Origin of the sequence: Aliivibrio sp. S3MY1 (assembly GCF_028765575.1) — a bacterium.
GTDB lineage: Bacteria > Pseudomonadota > Gammaproteobacteria > Enterobacterales > Vibrionaceae > Aliivibrio.
This window is the reverse complement of record NZ_JARACO010000002.1, coordinates 117,272-132,712: the sequence shown is the minus strand read 5'-3', so window position 1 is coordinate 132,712 and position 15,441 is coordinate 117,272. Positions and strand designations below refer to the sequence as shown.

Annotated in this window: 17 protein-coding genes; 10 read left to right on the top strand and 7 right to left on the bottom strand. The window is 37.8% G+C overall.

What is annotated here, in order from left to right:
* Positions 1-60: 60 nt before the first annotated feature.
* The 3 genes from PVK62_RS02375 (at position 61) to ttcA (ending at position 2,962) form a co-directional block, all read left to right on the top strand.
* Positions 61-813, top strand: coding sequence for an FNR family transcription factor (locus tag PVK62_RS02375; protein ID WP_274443144.1), 753 nt, complete (start codon positions 61-63; stop codon positions 811-813).
* Positions 814-962: 149 nt separating this feature from the next.
* Positions 963-1,910 carry a universal stress protein UspE gene (uspE, locus tag PVK62_RS02370; RefSeq protein WP_274443145.1) on the top strand — a complete coding sequence of 316 codons (948 nt, stop codon included), beginning with the start codon at positions 963-965 and terminating at the stop codon, positions 1,908-1,910.
* A gap of 128 nt (positions 1,911-2,038) precedes the next feature.
* Positions 2,039-2,962, top strand: coding sequence for a tRNA 2-thiocytidine(32) synthetase TtcA (gene ttcA, locus PVK62_RS02365; RefSeq protein ID WP_274443146.1), 924 nt, complete (start codon positions 2,039-2,041; stop codon positions 2,960-2,962).
* Between the two features lie 126 nt (positions 2,963-3,088).
* Here ttcA and PVK62_RS02360 read toward each other — a convergent pair whose 3' ends face one another.
* From PVK62_RS02360 to PVK62_RS02350, 3 genes are read right to left on the bottom strand one after another with little or no spacing between them, the layout of a single operon-like run.
* Positions 3,089-3,736, bottom strand: coding sequence for a DUF2987 domain-containing protein (locus PVK62_RS02360; protein ID WP_274443147.1), 648 nt, complete (start codon positions 3,734-3,736; stop codon positions 3,089-3,091).
* Between the two features lies 1 nt (position 3,737).
* Positions 3,738-4,472, bottom strand: a complete 735-nt coding sequence (locus PVK62_RS02355) for a glucosaminidase domain-containing protein (protein WP_274443148.1) — start codon at positions 4,470-4,472, stop codon at positions 3,738-3,740.
* 9 nt (positions 4,473-4,481) lie between these two features.
* On the bottom strand, positions 4,482-5,321 hold the full coding sequence (locus tag PVK62_RS02350; RefSeq protein ID WP_274443150.1) for a hypothetical protein: 840 nt from the start codon (positions 5,319-5,321) through the stop codon (positions 4,482-4,484).
* A gap of 325 nt (positions 5,322-5,646) precedes the next feature.
* Here PVK62_RS02350 and potA point away from each other — a divergent pair, with 325 nt between their 5' ends.
* From potA to PVK62_RS02325, 5 genes are all read left to right on the top strand, one after another.
* Entirely contained in the window at positions 5,647-6,765 is a 1,119-nt protein-coding gene (gene potA / locus PVK62_RS02345; protein ID WP_274443151.1) for a spermidine/putrescine ABC transporter ATP-binding protein PotA, read from the top strand.
* Positions 6,749-7,606, top strand: coding sequence for a spermidine/putrescine ABC transporter permease PotB (potB, locus tag PVK62_RS02340; RefSeq protein ID WP_274443152.1), 858 nt, complete (start codon positions 6,749-6,751; stop codon positions 7,604-7,606). The genes potA and potB overlap by 17 nt, the downstream gene beginning before the upstream one ends.
* Positions 7,606-8,376 carry a spermidine/putrescine ABC transporter permease PotC gene (potC, locus tag PVK62_RS02335; RefSeq protein WP_274443153.1) on the top strand — a complete coding sequence of 257 codons (771 nt, stop codon included), beginning with the start codon at positions 7,606-7,608 and terminating at the stop codon, positions 8,374-8,376. The genes potB and potC overlap by 1 nt, the downstream gene beginning before the upstream one ends.
* Before the next feature lie 110 nt (positions 8,377-8,486).
* Positions 8,487-9,521, top strand: coding sequence for an extracellular solute-binding protein (locus tag PVK62_RS02330; RefSeq protein ID WP_274443154.1), 1,035 nt, complete (start codon positions 8,487-8,489; stop codon positions 9,519-9,521).
* A 209-nt stretch (positions 9,522-9,730) separates the two neighbouring features.
* Positions 9,731-10,774: an extracellular solute-binding protein gene (locus tag PVK62_RS02325; protein ID WP_274443155.1), complete on the top strand. Its 1,044-nt coding sequence runs from the start codon at positions 9,731-9,733 to the stop codon at positions 10,772-10,774.
* Between the two features lie 90 nt (positions 10,775-10,864).
* Here the strand turns inward: PVK62_RS02325 and cobB are convergent, their stop codons facing one another.
* The gene (gene cobB, locus PVK62_RS02320) at positions 10,865-11,578 is read right to left on the bottom strand and encodes a Sir2 family NAD+-dependent deacetylase (RefSeq protein WP_274443156.1); all 714 of its coding nucleotides are present in this window, start codon (positions 11,576-11,578) and stop codon (positions 10,865-10,867) included.
* Positions 11,579-11,678: 100 nt separating this feature from the next.
* A complete protein-coding gene (locus PVK62_RS17685; RefSeq protein WP_443111751.1) occupies positions 11,679-11,789 on the bottom strand; it encodes a DUF3894 domain-containing protein in 111 nt (36 codons plus the stop codon).
* Here PVK62_RS17685 and PVK62_RS02315 point away from each other — a divergent pair.
* Entirely contained in the window at positions 11,746-12,657 is a 912-nt protein-coding gene (locus tag PVK62_RS02315; RefSeq protein ID WP_274443157.1) for a LysR family transcriptional regulator, read from the top strand. The two genes, PVK62_RS17685 and PVK62_RS02315, sit on opposite strands and share 44 nt — an antisense overlap.
* Before the next feature lie 289 nt (positions 12,658-12,946).
* Entirely contained in the window at positions 12,947-14,167 is a 1,221-nt protein-coding gene (locus tag PVK62_RS02310; RefSeq protein WP_274443158.1) for a NupC/NupG family nucleoside CNT transporter, read from the top strand.
* A 129-nt stretch (positions 14,168-14,296) separates the two neighbouring features.
* Here PVK62_RS02310 and PVK62_RS02305 read toward each other — a convergent pair whose 3' ends face one another.
* Positions 14,297-14,608, bottom strand: a complete 312-nt coding sequence (locus PVK62_RS02305; protein WP_274443159.1) for a cupin domain-containing protein — start codon at positions 14,606-14,608, stop codon at positions 14,297-14,299.
* Between the two features lie 134 nt (positions 14,609-14,742).
* Positions 14,743-15,174 (bottom strand): hypothetical protein, encoded by a 432-nt coding sequence (locus PVK62_RS02300; RefSeq protein WP_274443160.1) that lies wholly within the window; start codon positions 15,172-15,174, stop codon positions 14,743-14,745.
* Positions 15,175-15,441: the final 267 nt, after the last annotated feature.

Here is a 15,441-nt window from a genome sequence, read left to right as displayed (position 1 = left end):
CACTTTGGTACTGGTTAGTGCTAAAATTGACCTATATCAATTATAAGAGCATTGAATCAGATGATGTCAGATAACTCAGCAAACAAACGAATCCAATCAGGCGGATGTGCTATTCACTGCCAAGATTGCAGTATCAGTCAATTATGTATTCCATTTACTTTAAATGAATCAGAATTAGATCAACTTGATGAAATCATTGAGCGTAAAAAACCAATTCAAAAAGGCCAAGAGTTATTTAAAGCCGGTGATGAGTTACATTCATTGTATGCGATTCGTTCAGGTACGATCAAAAGCTATACTATCACAGAGCAAGGTGACGAGCAGATTACTGCTTTCCATTTAGCTGGTGACCTCGTTGGGTTTGATGCTATTACTGACGCGGAACACCCAAGCTTTGCTCAAGCGCTAGAAACATCAATGGTTTGCGAGATCCCATACGAGATTCTTGATGATTTATCAGGCAAAATGCCAAAGCTACGCCAACAAATTATGCGTTTAATGAGTAATGAAATTAAAGGCGATCAAGAAATGATCTTGTTACTGTCTAAGAAAAATGCAGAAGAGCGTTTAGCGGCTTTCTTATACAACCTATCGACTCGTTTCCATCAACGTGGTTTTTCTCCAAGAGAATTTCGTTTAACCATGACTCGTGGTGATATTGGTAACTACCTTGGTTTAACCGTTGAAACTATTAGCCGTTTACTTGGTCGTTTCCAAAAAACAGAAATGCTAACGGTTAAGGGGAAATACATTACGATCAATGATCATGATGCATTAGCAGAACTTGCTGGCTCTGCTAAAGAAATCAAATAAACCATCTTAAATAAACAATTAAAAGTGAGGTATATCTCTTGATGTACCTCACTTTTTTGTATTCTAAGCCAACAAATCTCCGGCTAAACTGCTAAAGTAAATACATCAGAACAGTTTTATGTATTTGGTTTTTACCAAGGGAGGTTAGTATGAACCGCTACCGTAAAATACTCGTTGCTGGGGTCATTGAACAAAGTGAGCAACCTGCTCTCGATCGTGCATTAGAGATTGCTAAACGCAGTACCAAGCCATCTCAAGTAACCCTATTCTGCACAACCTATGATTTCTCCTATGAAATGACATCAATGCTTTCTGCCGATGAAAGAACAGCAATGAGAAATGGTGTTGTTGCACAAAAAACCAAACTATTAGACGATATTGTTGAAAGCTATGATGTTCCTGAACACATCACTATTGCGGTCAAAATGGTGTGGCACAATCGACCATATGAAGCGATCATCAATGAAATTTTTGAGGGTGGTTATCAATTATTGGTTAAATCAACTCGCGAACATGCAAAATTAGAAACGGTCTTCTTTACCCCGACTGATTGGCATTTATTGCGTAAATCCCCTATTCCTGTTCTTTTAGTAAAAGAAAGATCTTGGCCTGATAATGGAAATATTCTTGCGTCTGTACATGTTGGCTCTGAAAACCCTGCACACCTACAACTTAATGATAAAATGGTTGAAGAAGCGATTTACTTTGCTGACATCCTAAATTCAACACCACACTTAGTTAATGCCTATCCATCGACGCCACCATCGATACATGCAGAGCTTCCTGAATTTGATGTTGTTCAATACAAAGATGCAATACGTGGACACCACTTAACCCAAATTAAAGCACTTCGTCAAAAATATGCTCTACCAGAAGAGCAAACTCATGTTTATGAAGGACAAACAGAAGAAGTCATTTCTGAAGTCGAAGATGAACTGCACGCAGGACTTGTCATTCTAGGGACAACAGGACGAACTGGTTTATCTGCTATCTTTATTGGTAATACCGCTGAAAACACACTTAATTTACTAAACAGCGATATCTTAGCCCTAAAACCCGATGGCTACATAAGTCCATTAGATCCTAATCACATCTAATCAAGTTGAGGGCTATTTATTAGCCCTCAACTTTCCTTCTTAAAATAATCTTTGTTAAACTCGCATATTGATCTTGATTGGGTATAATACCCGCCTTATCGGTTCCATCATTAGGTTAGAGTAAATAAATGAGCGAATTAACCAAAGCGCAGCAATTCAATTTCAATAAACTTCAAAAGAAAATCCGTCGTAATACAGGTAATGCTATCGCTGATTACAATATGATTGAAGATGGCGACCGCATCATGGTTTGTCTATCTGGTGGTAAAGATAGCTTTACCATGCTTGATATTCTTATGGGCTTAAAGAAAAGCGCGCCTATCTCATTTGATCTAATCGCAGTGAACCTTGATCAAAAGCAACCAGGTTTTCCTTCGGAAATTTTACCAGAGTACCTAGAAAAACTAGGTGTTGAATACAAGATCGTAGAAGAAGATACTTATTCGATTGTTCAAGATAAGCTGGTTGAAGGTAAAACAACTTGTTCTTTATGCTCACGTTTACGTCGTGGTATTTTATATCGCACAGCAAAAGAACTAGGCGCAACTAAAATTGCACTTGGACACCACCGTGATGATATTTTAGAAACCATGTTCTTAAACATGTTCTACGGCGGAAAACTGAAAGGTATGCCACCAAAGCTAGTTTCTGATAATGGCGAGCACGTTGTTATCCGTCCGCTAGCTTACTGTCGTGAAAAAGACATTATCAAATACGCTGACATGGCTGACTACCCTATTATTCCTTGTAACCTTTGTGGTTCACAACCAAATATGCAGCGTCAAAATATCAAGCAAATGCTAAATACTTGGGATACACAATACCCAGGACGTATTGAATCTATGTTTACTGCGATGCAAAACGTAGTTCCAAGCCACCTTGCAGATTTTAACATGTTTGATTTTAAGAGCATCAATCGTGACTCTGGGATCATTAATGGTGGTGATATCGGTTTTGATAAAGAAGAAATGCCAGTTCAAACTATTGATAGTGATGATGCTGTTACCGAGTTTGACCCATCTCTTCAACTAGATGTCGTTAACATTCAGTAGTCTTGTTGATATAACTACAGACAATAAAAATGGCGCTACTTAATAATAAGTAGCGCCATTTTTTATCTATTTAATCAACCAAAACCAGTAGTTATCTAATTAATATTTCATTGGTATAACTTGATATTATTTCACAAGCCATGGGGTTACTTTCAATGTTGTTGCTGGTAACTCAAAAGAAACGCTCTCATTAAACTTTCTAAGATCAATCGTCGCTTTTGCATTTTCAACAGGAATAACCGTACCATCAGAAACTTTAATTGAAGACGTTACATTGTCACTAAAAACAAAGCGAACCCCTTCAACATCTGGCATGAAATATTTAGAGAACATCCCACCAATATCAGAAAGCATCACATCCATTTCAGTCGTTAATAAAACCAAGTCAGTAAAGCTAACAGAACCAGATAATGCTTTATCTGCTAATACTTCCATCGAAATATCGCATTGCTTACCTTCTTCTGTTTGAATATAAACCAATGGATTGGCTGATTTTAGATTGTCATCAATTGGAAGAGGTAATTCCTGACTACTTGGGATTGTAAATTCCTCATAATGCTCTTCTTTTTCCATCCATGCTTTTGTTATATGACACGCTTTACCCGTTTGTGAGTCATTAAAAAACAGTGCCATGCGAACGTTATCATGGCCTTCTTTTTGATTCACTTTTAACTGGTAATACAGTTTCGAATAGGTAAAACGATACTGTTCAGCTTTAACTGGTAACGCCAAACACAACAGTGATAACGTTGCCGCACCAATCCATTTTTTCATTTTATCTCCAATACTGACTATTATGTCGGATCATCGCTTGGATCTCTTCAACGTAAGCTTCGCCACGTTCAGAGTAACGAATGAGTCCATTTGCTAACGCATTCGCTTCTTGTTCTGGTGTTAGCGCTTCAGGAGAACTATGTAGCTTTGCTCGAATAATACGAAGTTCTGCATACGCATTATTACGATTTACATTCATAAAATACGCATGTACAGCGCCTTGAGATGAATCAAACTTGGCAACTTCATGAGCAGCACCTTCATTACGCTTACTTGGCACGACTCCACAACCTTTAGTGTAACACCATTGGCCAAAGTAATTATTGGCTTCACGAGCAAAACGAGAAGTCCCCCACGCTGATTCATTCGCACCTTGGCTTAATACAAGTGGCGCTGGAATATAGTCAACCTTAACAAGCATTGCATTGACCCAATCAGCAGTAATACCAGTGTCAGTCAATGTCTCTTTATACAAAGTAGATAATTCTGTTGCTCGCTCTAGCTCTTTAGAAGAAACGTCAGTGTCATTATCTAGTTTCATCACTAATGACTCTAAGAATTCACGTTCTTCTTTTACGCGAGCATTTTCAGCAATAACTGCTGGATACATAAAGTTAAAGAAAGCCGCTTTTTTCTCTTTTACATCAGTAAAAGCTTTAAAATCAGGCACGTCTTCTTTTGGTGTACATGCCGCAATCATTAGTACTGTTGATAAGATCAGAATTTTTTTAATCATTTTTAATACTCACGCGTTGAAAATATTATGGTTTACATCTTTCTTTGGACGGTTATCACTCTCACCATCGTTATTGTCATTATTACTATCGTCATCATCTGTCACCATTACTTTTAATGTAATCCCGAACATATTTCGATATAGGATCCCTTTTACATTAAAGATAAATGGCATAACCACGAGTAAACCAACACCATATAATGCGATACCAAAAACTAAAGCTAACATGATAACAACATGGATAAGTAGCATCGACGTTAATTTTTTATTTGTTGCTCTAAAAGAAAGTAACAGCGCTTGTAGTGGTGGCACTTTTTTCTCACACACTAATAATAGAGCAAAACCAAAGGCCATCGATAAATACAAGGCTATCATAGGTAAATAAATATTCACTAACCCCTGAAGAACTTCAGAAAGAATAGTCACTAGCGCAACCATTCCTGCAGATGCAATGCCCTTAAATATATAGCTTGAACGACACTTCAACCCCGCAGCATGGCTCATACCCATTAAGCTAGCGCCAGCGGTTAATGGCGAAACGATGACTTGAGCACTCAAACCAGCAACGAATGCCGCATACGAAATTTGAGTCGTTAGCTCTGTTTCACCTAAAAAAGCATGAAATAACACAGCGGGATCACCGAGTTGAACTTGTAAGGCTATAAAAAATACCGCCATATAAGAAAAGGTTAATAATAAGATAGCTGGAGAAAACGTAAAAAAATGCGTAACGGTATTCTTCCAAGCCTCTTGGAGCACGCTTACAGGACTTAATTCTACTTGCCCTGAGATTGCTTTCTCAATACTTCCACCAAGAAGAAAGGTTTTTTCTTTTAGTTGATCGCTCATTTCTGTGTACCACAATAAAACATGCTGCGATTATACGGTGTTCATTCACTTAGTGCAGTAGCCAAAAAAAGAAATTTACGATTCCTTTAAGAATAATGATTTTTAATCGTAACAAAATAGACCAGCGTACTGATTTTTGTTTATAATAAAGCTCAAGTTATGTACACGAAACCAGTAAATGATGCCGTGTAATAAAAAAAATTGAATAATCAAATAAAAAACCCTTTTCATATCGTAACTTGGGGTCTATTATGCGCCCGAAACCCCATCTTATATTCATAACACTAAGCGCGGTATCACTACCCAAGGCGGAGATAAAAAGACATTGAACGTTACACAACAATCCGAAAAAGAAGCCGTTATTAAATTAACAGGCATTTCAAAAAGTTTTGATGGCAAAGAAGTGATCTCTAAATTTGATTTAGATGTAAATCACGGCGAATTTTTAACCATTCTTGGCCCATCAGGTTGTGGTAAAACCACAGTGTTACGCATGATCGCAGGTTTTGAAACCGCAGATGCAGGAACAATTTTACTGGATTCGACAGATGTAACGTCAATACCCGCAGAACAGAGGCATGTGAATACCGTATTCCAAAGCTATGCCCTATTCCCACATATGACGGTATTTGAAAACGTTGCGTTTGGTCTACGTATGCAAAATGTGCCAAGTAATGAAATTGAACCTCGCGTAACCGAAGCGTTACAGATGGTTCGACTAGCGCAAATGGCAAATCGTAAACCTCATCAGTTATCTGGTGGACAACAACAACGTATTGCTATTGCACGCGCAGTAGTAAATAAGCCAAAGGTTCTATTATTAGATGAATCTTTATCTGCTCTTGATTACAAATTACGTAAACAGATGCAAATTGAGCTTAAACAATTACAACGTCAGCTGGGTATTACTTTTATCTTTGTAACTCACGATCAGGAAGAAGCTCTTTCGATGTCAGACCGTATTATTGTAATGCGTGATGGTGTTATCGAACAAGACGGAACGCCTCGTGAAATTTACGAAGAACCTAAGAACTTATTCGTTGCCCGCTTTATCGGTGAAATCAACGTGTTCGCAGCGACTGTGCTAGAACGCCTTGATGAACAGCGCATTAAAGCTGAAATCGAAGATACCTCTGCAATTGTTTACTGTGATCTGGATGTTAATCCTGGTGACAAAGTAAAAGTATTGCTGCGTCCTGAAGATTTACGACTTGAAGAAATTAAAGAATCAGATACTAAAGGCATCACAGGTTACGTTCGTGAACGTACCTACAAAGGGATGACATTAGATTCTGTACTTGAATTAGATTCAGGTATGAGAGTAATGATCAGTGAGTTCTTTAATGAAGATGATCCAGATGTTGATCACTCTTTAGGTCAAAAAGTAGCAATTACTTGGGTTGAAAGCTGGGAAGTGGTGTTAGCAGATGAACAAGAAGTTTAATCTCCAAAATATCATCATCACAATTATCGTAACTTGGTTACTGCTGTTCGTTTTCATTCCAAATGTAATGATTATTGGCACTAGTTTCTTAACTCGTGATGAAGCAAATTTAATTGAAATGACGTTTACGATGGATAACTATCTACGTCTTTTTGATCCTCTATATGCAAAAGTACTGTGGCACTCATTTTATATGGCCATTGTTGCAACGCTAATATGTTTAGTTGTGGGTTACCCATTCGCTTACATTGTTGCAAAAATGCCAGAAAAGTGGCGTCCATTTATGCTGTTTTTAATCATTGTTCCTTTTTGGACTAACTCGTTGATCCGTACTTACGGGTTAAAAATAGTGTTAGGTACACAAGGTATCTTGAATAAAAGCTTAATTGCTATGGATATCATCGATAAACCAATGCGTATTATGTACACAGAAAGTGCAGTTATGATTGGTTTGGTCTATATCCTATTGCCTTTTATGATCTTGCCACTGTATTCAGCCATTGAAAAACTGGATGGTACATACTTAGAGGCTGCTCGTGATTTAGGTGCAAACAAACTTCAAACATTATGGAAGATTGTTTTGCCACTAACAATGCCAGGAATTATCGGTGGGTGTCTGTTAGTTCTTCTACCTGCATTAGGGATGTTCTACATTTCTGATCTATTAGGTGGCGCGAAAAACCTATTAATTGGTAACGTTATTAAGAGTCAGGTTCTTAATGCTCGTGACTGGCCATTTGGTGCAGCAACCAGTATTGCCCTAACCTTAGCAATGGCATTGATGCTGTACGCATACTATCGTGCAGGCAAGTTATTAAATAAAAAGGCGGATCTAGATTAATGGGACGCACAATAAAATTCAGTTTCATGAGCTTGGTATATATTTTCTTATACCTACCAATCATCGTTTTGATTGTGAACTCATTTAACGCAAGTAAATTTGGCATGAAATGGGGCGGCTTCACAACTAAATGGTATGAAGCGCTATTAAATAATGACAGTTTAATGCAAGCGGCTTGGCACTCTATCACTATTGCCGTGATTTCAGGTACAGCAGCAACCATCATTGGTAGCTTAACGGCAGTTGCCCTATTCCGTTACCAATTTAAAGGCAAGAAATTCGTTAACGGTTTATTGTTTGTTGTGATGATGTCTCCTGATATCGTAATGGCAATTTCATTACTGGCTATTTTCCTTGTAATCGGTTTTGAGCTTGGTTTTTTAACACTATTGATTGCTCACATCACTTTCTGTTTACCATTCGTGGTTGTAACAGTTTATAGCCGTTTAAAAGGTTTTGATGTGAAGATGCTAGAAGCTGCCCGTGATTTAGGTGCAAGTGAATGGGTAATTTTAAAACAGATTATCTTACCGCTTGCAAAACCAGCCGTTGCTGCAGGTTGGCTATTGAGCTTTACTTTATCTCTTGATGACGTAATTATTAGTTCATTTGTTACGGGTCCAACTTACGAAATTTTACCACTGAAGATTTACTCAATGGTAAAAGTTGGTATTTCACCTGAGGTGAATGCCCTAGCGACAGTAATGTTAATTGTTTCACTTGCTTTAGTTGTACTATCTCAATTACTAGCAAGAGAAAAAATAAAGTAAGTTATAAATTAAATTTAAAATCAATTGTTTAATATAAACAATAGAATCTGGAAGACATGCCTTTTGTTCGACATGTCTTCTTTTTTATCACTCTAATGGAGAGTCTATCAATGAACAAAATGGCTGCGTTTTTTACTGGAACCGCCTGTGCTTTAGCACTAACAATGAATGTTGCTAACGCAAAAGAAAATGATGAATTGGTATTCATGAACTGGGGACCATACATCAACAGTGATATTTTAGAAGAATTTACTAAAGAAACGGGTATTAAGGTTATCTACTCTACTTATGAGTCTAATGAAACTTTATACGCGAAAATGAAGGCTCATAACAAAGGTTACGATCTTGTTGTTCCTTCAACTTATTTCGTTGCAAAAATGCGCGACGAAAAAATGCTACAACCAATTGATAAATCAAAAATTTCAAACTTTAATGGCTTAGATGCAAACTACCTAGATAAAGCATTCGATCCAAAAAATGAATACTCTATCCCACACGTAGTTGCTATTACAGGTCTTGCTGTAAACACAGAAATGTACAACCCAGATGACTTCAATAGCTGGGGCGATCTTTGGAACCCAGAGTTTGAAGGTCAATTAATGTTAATGGATGATACTCGTGAAGTATTCCACATTGCATTACGTAAATTAGGTTACTCAGGTAACTCTACAAATCCAAAAGAAATTGACGAAGCTTACGCTGAGCTGCAAAAACTAATGCCAAACGTATTAGTATTTAACTCAGATAACCCGGCAGCACCTTACATGGCTGGCGAAGTTGGTCTTGGTATGCTTTGGAATGGTTCTGCAGCTGCTGCACAAGCTGAAGGCTTACCAATTAAACTGATCTTCCCTAAAGAAGGTGGCATTGGTTGGGTTGATAACTTTGCAATTCCATCTGGTGCAAAAAACGTAGAAGCATCACATAAGATGATCGACTTCCTACTTCGCCCAGAAATTGCAGCACGTATTTCAGGTGATACAGGCTACTTAACAGCAGTTAAAGCATCAAACGATAAATTTAAAGATGTTGCTCCACTGTTCCCATCTCAAGAAGATCTTGACCGCGTTGAATGGCAATCTGCTGTTGGTGATATGACAGTGAAATACGAAGAGTACTTTTTAAAACTGAAAGCCGGACAGTAACCTAACCCTTTACTGACCTTAACTAATGGCAGCGTTTACGCTGCCATTTTTATATTTATAAATACGTATATTCACCTTTACCTACCTCTTTCTTTTCTTAAAAACTAATCTATATCAAACCCTTGATTTATAAACCCATGAAGTCAGTCTCAATTATTGTTATAATATTCGCCTTATTAATGGAAATCCCTCTGATATAGGAGAAGGAAATGAAAAAGTGGACCACTCTCGTCTCTACAGGACTGTGCGCTGCAGCCTTAATTGCTGGTAATGTACAAGCTGCAGATAAAGAGCTCTATTTTTACAACTGGTCAGAATACATCCCTAATGAAGTACTAGAAGACTTTACCAAGGAAACAGGTATCAAAGTCTATTATTCAACTTATGAGTCTAACGAAAGCATGTATGCCAAGTTAAAAACTCAAGGTTCTGGGTATGATCTAATTGTTCCTTCAACTTACTTTGTGTCTAAAATGCGCAAAGAAGGTATGCTACAAAAAATTGATAAAATAAAACTGGCTCATTTTAAAGATTTAGACCCGAACTACTTAAATAAGCCGTTTGATCCAAATAACAACTACTCTATTCCTTATATTTGGGGGGCAACAGGTATCGGTGTTAATGCTGATATAATGAACCCGAATGATCTTCACTCTTGGAATAATTTCTGGGATGAAAAGTGGCAAGGCCAGTTAATGATGATGGATGACTCACGTGAAGTGTTCCACATCGCTTTAACAAAACTTGGTTACTCAGCAAATACAACCAATCCTGATGAAATCAAAGCTGCTTATGAAGAGCTTAAAAAACTGATGCCAAATGTATTAGTATTTAACTCTGATTTCCCTGCGAACCCATATCTAGCGGGTGAAACAAGTGTTGGTATGCTTTGGAATGGCTCAGCTTACATGGCTCGTGAAGAAGGTGCTAACATTCAAATCGTATGGCCAGATAAAGGCACTATTTTCTGGATGGACAGCCTAGCAATTCCAGCTAGGGCTAAAAACGTAGATGCTGCTCATCAAATGATGGATTTCCTACTTCGTCCTGAAAATGCAGCAAAAATTGCATTAGAAATAGGTTATCCTACTCCAGTTAAATCAGCATACCCTCTTCTTCCAAAAAGTTTTGCTAATGACCCAAACATCTTCCCACCACAAGAAGTAATGGATTCAGGCGAATGGCAAGATGAAGTCGGTGAAGCAAGTACACTTTATGACGAATACTTCCAACGTCTAAAAGTAGATATGTAATATAATTCTACTTAACTATCATTAAGATAGAAGTTACCTGATAAGAAGCCAATGAATCACAGCATTCATTGGCTTTTTTAATGATTAGACTTAACTCTCTAATAACTCTAAGACTAACTCCGGAACCAACACCCCAGCCTTTCCATAGCGTTTCTCTTCAAACTCATCATCAATAGCACTTGGCTCTAAATTAATTTCAATCGTATGAGCACCATGAAGTTTCGCTTCATGCACAAAACCAGCAGCCGGATAAACCGCCCCAGAAGTACCTATTGAAACAAACAGATCAGCCTTACTTAGCGCATCGTGAATCTGTCCCATATCTAATGGCATTTCACCAAACCACACTATATGAGGTCGTAATTGTGCGGGGATCTGACAACAATGGCAGAGATCGCCTGTGTGAATATCCTCTGTACACATCATCACTTGATTTGATTCTTCACAGCGTATTTTATTCAGTTCCCCATGCATATGTATCACATTTGAACTGCCACCACGTTCGTGCAAATTATCAATATTCTGCGTCACAATAGTCACTGTGCCATCAAGCTCTTTTTCAAGCTTTGCGAGTGCTTTATGAGCCGCATTTGGCTGAATCTCATCACTTTTTAACAGAGCACGGCGTTTATTATAAAAGCTCTGAACCAAGTCAGGATCCTTTAAAAAACCTTCCGGTGTCGCTACGTCTTCAATTCGATGATTTTCCCATAGGCCATCACTTGCACGAAACGTTTGAATTCCTGATTCAGCAGAGATCCCTGCTCCTGTTAAAATAACAATATTCTTATATGGAAATAGCATTTCATTATCCTTAGCCGCCGTCTTTTATCCCTAAACACTATCATGAAAAAACGATGCCTTTTCAAGAGATAACTTAAAACAAAGACACAACTCACTTTATTCAATTCAATCGCTCGATTACAATAGAGACGTTCTTTTTACTGTTAAAGTTACCAATAGAGAAGCCTATGTTAAAGCAAGCCAAACAAATGATCGTATTTAATGCGCTCACTCAACAGAAAAGCTTTACCAAGGCCGCTCAGCTTTTGGATATTTCGAGAACGCAAGTTAGTCTTCAAATTCAGCTTCTTGAAGAGCGTTTAGGTGTCCAGTTAGTACAGCGAACTACGCGCTCTTTTTCCCTTACTGAAGCCGGTCAATCGTTCGCAGTGCATTGTGCCAATATCGCCGATGAAATTAATGAAGCTGAAAACGAACTGCTTTCTAATATAGATACACTAAATGGTAAGTTACGTGTCGGCATCGCACAGTCTTTTGCAAACAATCATATATTGCCGTATTTATCTGAGCTTCATCAGCGCTATCCACAGCTAAATATAGAGATAACTTTGTTTGATCATAAGATTGACGTGATTGCAGAGCAATTAGACTTATGGATAGGAGTGATGGATTCTCCTCCTGAAGGATTTGTAGCAAGGCATCTTATTGATTGTCATTTTGTGCTTGTCGCTAGCTCTACCTATCTAGCTAAGCATGGGATCCCTTATCACCCTTACGATCTTAAAAAACATAACTGTCTAACCTACATGAGTCGTGAGCGTAAAGATAATGTGTGGGGTTTCCATAAAGGAGATGAGAATCTACAAATCAAAGTATCAGGGAATTATCGAATTGATTCTGCCGATGCGATTCGTAACGCGACCGTATCAGGTAATGGTATAGGCTATATTGCGACTTATCTGCTTTCTGATGAACTACGAAGTGGTAAGCTCGTGCAACTTCTTCCTGATTGGGAATTAAACCAATCAATGCCTCTTTATGCTGTTTATCCACGTCGTAAATTCTTAGCTAAAAAAGTACACATCTTTATGGAGTTTGTTCGCCACCACATTAATGCAGAGAAGATTGATAATGTGTAATCGCTACCTAATCAACTTTTTAATCATTGTTAATTATATAAACCGGAAACCCACCACTCGTAAGGGATAATAGTCGTAATTAACTCGCTGCATTATCCCATATAGTAACAACTGACTCTTTTATATGTGACAAAGCTCTCAGTTAAGCCTTTATCGATGAAACTATAAACAAATAACCTCATTTTTGTTATGACTATGTAGTTTCAATAACATTTTGATCCTTGTCACACTTTTATTTTTGACTAGAATACCCCCGCAATCATTAACTAAATACTATTGGAGTTTGACCTTGAACTTTTTGGTCAGTATTTTAGGCATTGTTTGCCTATTCGCGATTGCGTTTCTTTTTTCAGAAAACCGACAAGCCATCAAATGGCGCACTGTATTAGGCGCGTTCCTAATTCAGTTATTGTTCGCCGGGTTCATCCTCTACGTACCAATTGGCCAAACTATCCTTAATAGTATCTCCATGGCTGTTTCAGACATTATTGCTTATGGCCGTATAGGCACAGAATTCCTTTTTGGTGATTTAGCCCAATACAAATTAGGCTTTATCTTTGCCGTCAACGTTTTGCCTACTATCGTTTTCTTCTCTGCGTTAATCTCTGTTCTTTACTATTTAGGGATCATGGGATGGATAATTAAAATTATTGGCGGTGGTTTACAACGCTTCCTTGGCACAACTCGTACCGAATCAATGTCAGCAACCGCTAATATCTTTGTTGGCTCAGTTGAAGCACCGTTAGTTGTTCGCCCTTTCCTTGCTAAAATGTCACGTTCTGAGTTATTTGCCGTAATGGTGGGTGGTTTAGCCTCTGTCGCTGGCGGAACAATGGTCGGTTATGCAGGCTTAGGCGTTGAATTACGTTACTTAATCGCAGCAAGCTTTATGTCGGCTCCTGCTGGATTAATGATGGCCAAACTTATTGTCCCACAAACCGAAGAAATTAATGAAGCGGATCAATACGAAGAAGATACCGTTGACGATACCCCTGTAAATATCATTGATGCCGCCTCACAAGGTGCCTTAAACGGATTACAAATTGTCTTCGCAGTAGGTGCAAGCTTACTGGCTATTATTAGCTTAATTGCCCTAGTTAATGGTGGATTACATAAAGTTGGCCTATTGGTTGGTTTTGATAACTTAAGCTTAGATCTTATTTTTGGTTACCTATTTGCCCCTATCGCCTGGTTAATTGGGGTTCCATGGTCAGAAGCAACGGTTGCTGCAAGTTTAATTGGTAAGAAAATCGCGATTAATGAATTTGTCGCCTTTGCTGATTTAATGGCCGTTAAAGATCAATTAAGCGAACATTCTCAAGCGATTGTTACTTTCGCTTTATGTGGCTTCGCAAACTTAACCTCTATCGCGATGTTAATGGGTGGATTAGGCGGCGTTGTACCTAGTCGCCGTCCTGATATTGCACGCTTAGGCATGAAAGCTATCTTTGCTGCAACATTAGCAAACTTAATGAGTGCTACAGTTGCTGGTATCTTCCTTTCCTTCTAAGGGAGCTGATACTGCTAAATACATAAGATATAAAAAAGCCACTCATGATAATACGTGAGTGGCTTTTTCTTATTCATGACTGACTAGCTATACAATAACGCCAACGCAAATGTAATACTCTTCATTTACTCAATAGAAAACCGCTAACCAAATGGTTAAGTTATCAGGATCTGTTTTACTCACTTTATGTTTTTGATGTGCAGGAATAGTTAAGTAATCTCCCTTGCATAGGGTTTTCTCTGTGCCATCTTCAAATGCAATCGAACCAAAACCTTCAAGCACTAAAACCCATTCATTCTCATCTTGAACATACCAACCAGATTCAGGAGAACGTTGACCTGACGATACTATTCTCTCTATACGCACTGAATGACTTGTCACTAGATCAGTAAATACCTCATTACTTAATTCATTAGGAAGGTTGGTAAACAAATTACTCATCATACTCTCCTATTAATCAGTCAAAATAACTAAACCCAGTAGATCTAATAGAGATATCTCTAATTTAACCCACTAAATAAACCCTATCAGCAACAATAATAAGATTAGCTACTGAGTATGACAATAAATAAGTTTTAGCTTGTAGCGCGCATTAGAGAGAGGTTCATATAAACTGATTTAATTGTTGAAACTAGGTATGTATTTTTACTTTTTGAGCGAAGAAATAATATCACTTGCTTACTACGAGGAAGATTTAACGTTAAGATACTATCGCAACAGTACATAAGTAATTGCGTTGCCTTACTTTCCCATTCCTCTTTTGTATCTTCTGTGGACATTGACGCATACAAATTCATTTTTTGATCTAATCGCTCAGTCATCAAAATAGCTTTTGAATTAAAAATAACGTCTTCACATGCTTTGACCTGACTTTCAGCCAATAACCTTTTTACAAAAAAAGCCTGTGCAGCACTGCTTAAAGTAATCGTACTGACAAAGTCATGCTCATTGAAGTAAAGATCTATTGCCCTATTTAATTGATGTAATGCGATTGCTACATTGTCCATAACTGCCTCCTTGGCTATACGATAGATAGACTTTATTCCCATAATAAGTTTACTTATTTACAGTTTAGGAGATTTTATAAGCACATAATGTAATAACGATCACTAATAACGTAAGCTGTTCAAAAAAAGACCATTGTTAATTCTAACTTTAACTCTTATCGCCAGATTAAAAGCTATCTAACTTATGAGTAAATTAAAAAAGGCCACTCAATAGCGGCCCTACAGATTAAATAGTTATACTTTTATCCTGTACTTCTAACTCACCCT